At 43.3% G+C, this 3,000-nt stretch carries 1 protein-coding gene; it reads left to right on the top strand.

Features of this window, described 5'->3' with window-relative positions:
* Window positions 1-3,000 (top strand): mucin-binding protein (locus QOS06_RS10445; protein ID WP_283596029.1); only part of this gene is annotated, 3,000 nt, incomplete at both ends.

Raw genomic sequence — 3,000 nt, 5'->3', positions numbered from 1 at the left:
AAGCAATTCAATTAGCGATTTAACTTCGCTGGCTGATTGGGACACTAGTAATGTCACTGACATGAGTAGCATGTTTGGGAATCCCTTTTACATGCATGGTAACGATTCAACCAAAAATTTAATCAGTGATTTAACGCCGCTGGCTCATTGGAATACTGGTAAAGTTATTAACATGAGCAGAATGTTTGCGGGCAACTCTGATGTAATTGACTTAAAACCTATTGCTAACTGGAATATAAGTAGCGTTAAAGGTAGTTTTAATCTTTTTGCAGGTGATTCCAAACTCAATTTAATCAATATTAATAATACCCCACTTATGCAAGGCTTCTTAAAAATGCCTCATGCATTGCAAGGCTCGACTTTTATCACAAATAATGTGGATCTCGTAAAAGCTGTCGTAGGTGAAGAAGCCCAAGCGTTACCTATTTCTACTAATAAAGCTACGCGCACAATTACATTTTATATTCCTCATGCGGCTCCAGAAACAACTGTTCAACATATATATTATAAAACTATTGCACCCGTTAAGATTGACTACCCCATCTACTCAATTGGCGGTGGCGGATTCTCCAGCGGTGCTGGTAGCTCTGTGGTAGTCGGTGGTCACGGCTCATCTAGTGGTGGCGTTCACTATACGCTCGGTGGTGGCGGATTCTCCAGCGGTGCTGGTAGCTCTGTGGTAGTCGGTGGTCACGGCTCATCTAGTGGTGGCGTTCACTATACGCTCGGTGGTGGCGGATTCTCCAGCGGTGCTGGTAGCTCTGTGGTAGTCGGTGGTCACGGCTCATTCAGTGGCCACGGCTCATCCAGTGGTGCTGGTGGTGCAAGTGGTAGTGGCTCATTCAGTGGCCACGGCTCATCCAGTGGTGCTAGTGGTGCAAGTGGTAGTGGCTCATTCAGTGGCCACGGCTCATCCAGTGGTGCTGGTGGTGCAAGTGGTAGTGGTTCATTCAGTGGCCACGGCTCATCCAGTGGTGCTGGTGGTGCAAGTGGTAGTGGTTCATTCAGTGGTGGCGGTTCATCTAGTGGCCACGGCTCATTCAGTGGTGGCGGTTCATCTAGTGGCCACGGCTCATTCAGTGGCGGCGGTTCATCCAGGGGTACCGGTAGAATTGTCAAAACGTATCCTCTAACAGATGTAAAAGAATCTGATTGGCAACTTGATACTTCTAAGCAAAACGATGATGTAATCATTGATGGTGTAATTGATTTTAAACCCGTCAAAATCATTCAGGTTAATGGCTACAAGGCTCACCTCATTAAAGACCCTGTAAATCCTACTGCATTTCCTAGTGAAACCACTCAAGATGATGAAGAGACTGCAAATCCAGGTGATAACATTTATCGCGGTGTTGGTTACGAAGCTCAAGATGAAACCCAAACCGTGCACTATAAGGGCGATGACAAGCAACCAGCTAAAGAACCTGACGGCAGACCTGTGCCAGACGGTACAGCAACCGGTAAAACTGATCAAACAGCAACTACTCCTATTCCTGGTGGTTGGAAAGACAAAAATCCCGATGAAACGCAAAATCAAACTATGCCGCGTCCTGATGACACTGGCAAAGTGCCAGATAAAGACGTTACAATTGAGCATGACCATACCATTGTAACACCGGATAAGCCGGCAACACCCGGTGATAAAATTGCACCCGGCGATAACAACAAGAATACGCCCAATGATCATATTTATCCAAACGATACTAAGGCGCAAAAGGACAATTTAAATGGTATTGCTCACCGTACGATTACCATTGAAACACCTGATCATACTAATCAAGATAGTCGCACACCTCAAGTCGTCGATCAAATAATCGACTATCAAAGAAACGCCGATGTTGATACGGTAACTGGCGAAGTTAACTCATACGGGGCATGGACTCCAAAAGATTCTGCTAAAGCCTCATTTGATTCTCATAAAGTTAGCGCCGTTGCTGGCTACGACCTTGAAGTAGAAGGTTTAGATTCAACTGGCTACACCAAAAACGATGATGGTTCCATCACAATTAACGTCGAAACACCTGATCCAACTAAATTTGCTAACTCAACTAGTGATTTTGATTCAACTAAAGTTTTGCTAAATCAAAAGATCACTGTTAAGTACAATGCCAAGCCTCAATCAGTAACAATTAAGTATGTTGATGACGATAATGGTGGCAAGGACGCATCTATTTTAGATAGCGCGGTTCAAAATCAAACCGTTAAGGGCGTAACTGATCAAACGGTTGACATCACTTATCCAGATTTATCAAGTAAATGGACTGTGGTAAGTGGCGAACAACCTACTTATAAACTTACTGCGGATGGCAATCAAGAAATTACAGTTCACTTAAAGCACGTAACGGGTGTTTCACTTGATCCAAATCATTTGCCTGATGGTACTAAGAACCCTGAAAATGATAATAAGCCTGTAACACCTGACGATTTTAAACATACAGTAATTAGAACTGTTACAGTTGATTATCCTACTTCATACACTGGCACTAAGAGTGATTTAAACCAAACCGTAACTTTGACGCGCACGGCAACTTATGACAAGGTAACAGGTATTGTAACTTGGGGCGCATGGTCAACTGGTAAGTTTAGTGCTGAAACACCTGATGCTGTTGATGGTTATACTCCAAGTCTTTCTTCAATTGCTGAAATGCCTGTAACGCACGATACTCAAAATCAAACCGTTCATATTACCTACACTGCTAATGACCAAAGCATTAACGTGGTTTACAAGGATGGTAACAAGGTTGTGAAGTCTATCCCATTAACTGGGAAGACCGGTCAAACTGTTGATGTCAACGTTGAAGTACCCGATGGTTATCATCAAGATAATCAGATTCCAAGTACGTATACGTTTACTGGCAATGATAATCATGATATTACCGTTCAATTAAGTCACTTGACACAAAATGCCACTGATCATAAGGATGTTACTCGGACGATTAATGTTACGGATCCTAGCGGTCATGTACTGACTAAGACTCAAAAGGTAACACTTAGTCGAAC

The sequence above is a fragment of the Limosilactobacillus sp. DJ3M12 genome, assembly GCF_947381695.1.
In the GTDB taxonomy this organism is placed as follows: Bacteria; Bacillota; Bacilli; order Lactobacillales; family Lactobacillaceae; genus Limosilactobacillus; species Limosilactobacillus kinnaridis.
This window is presented reverse-complemented; position numbering and strand designations above follow the sequence as displayed.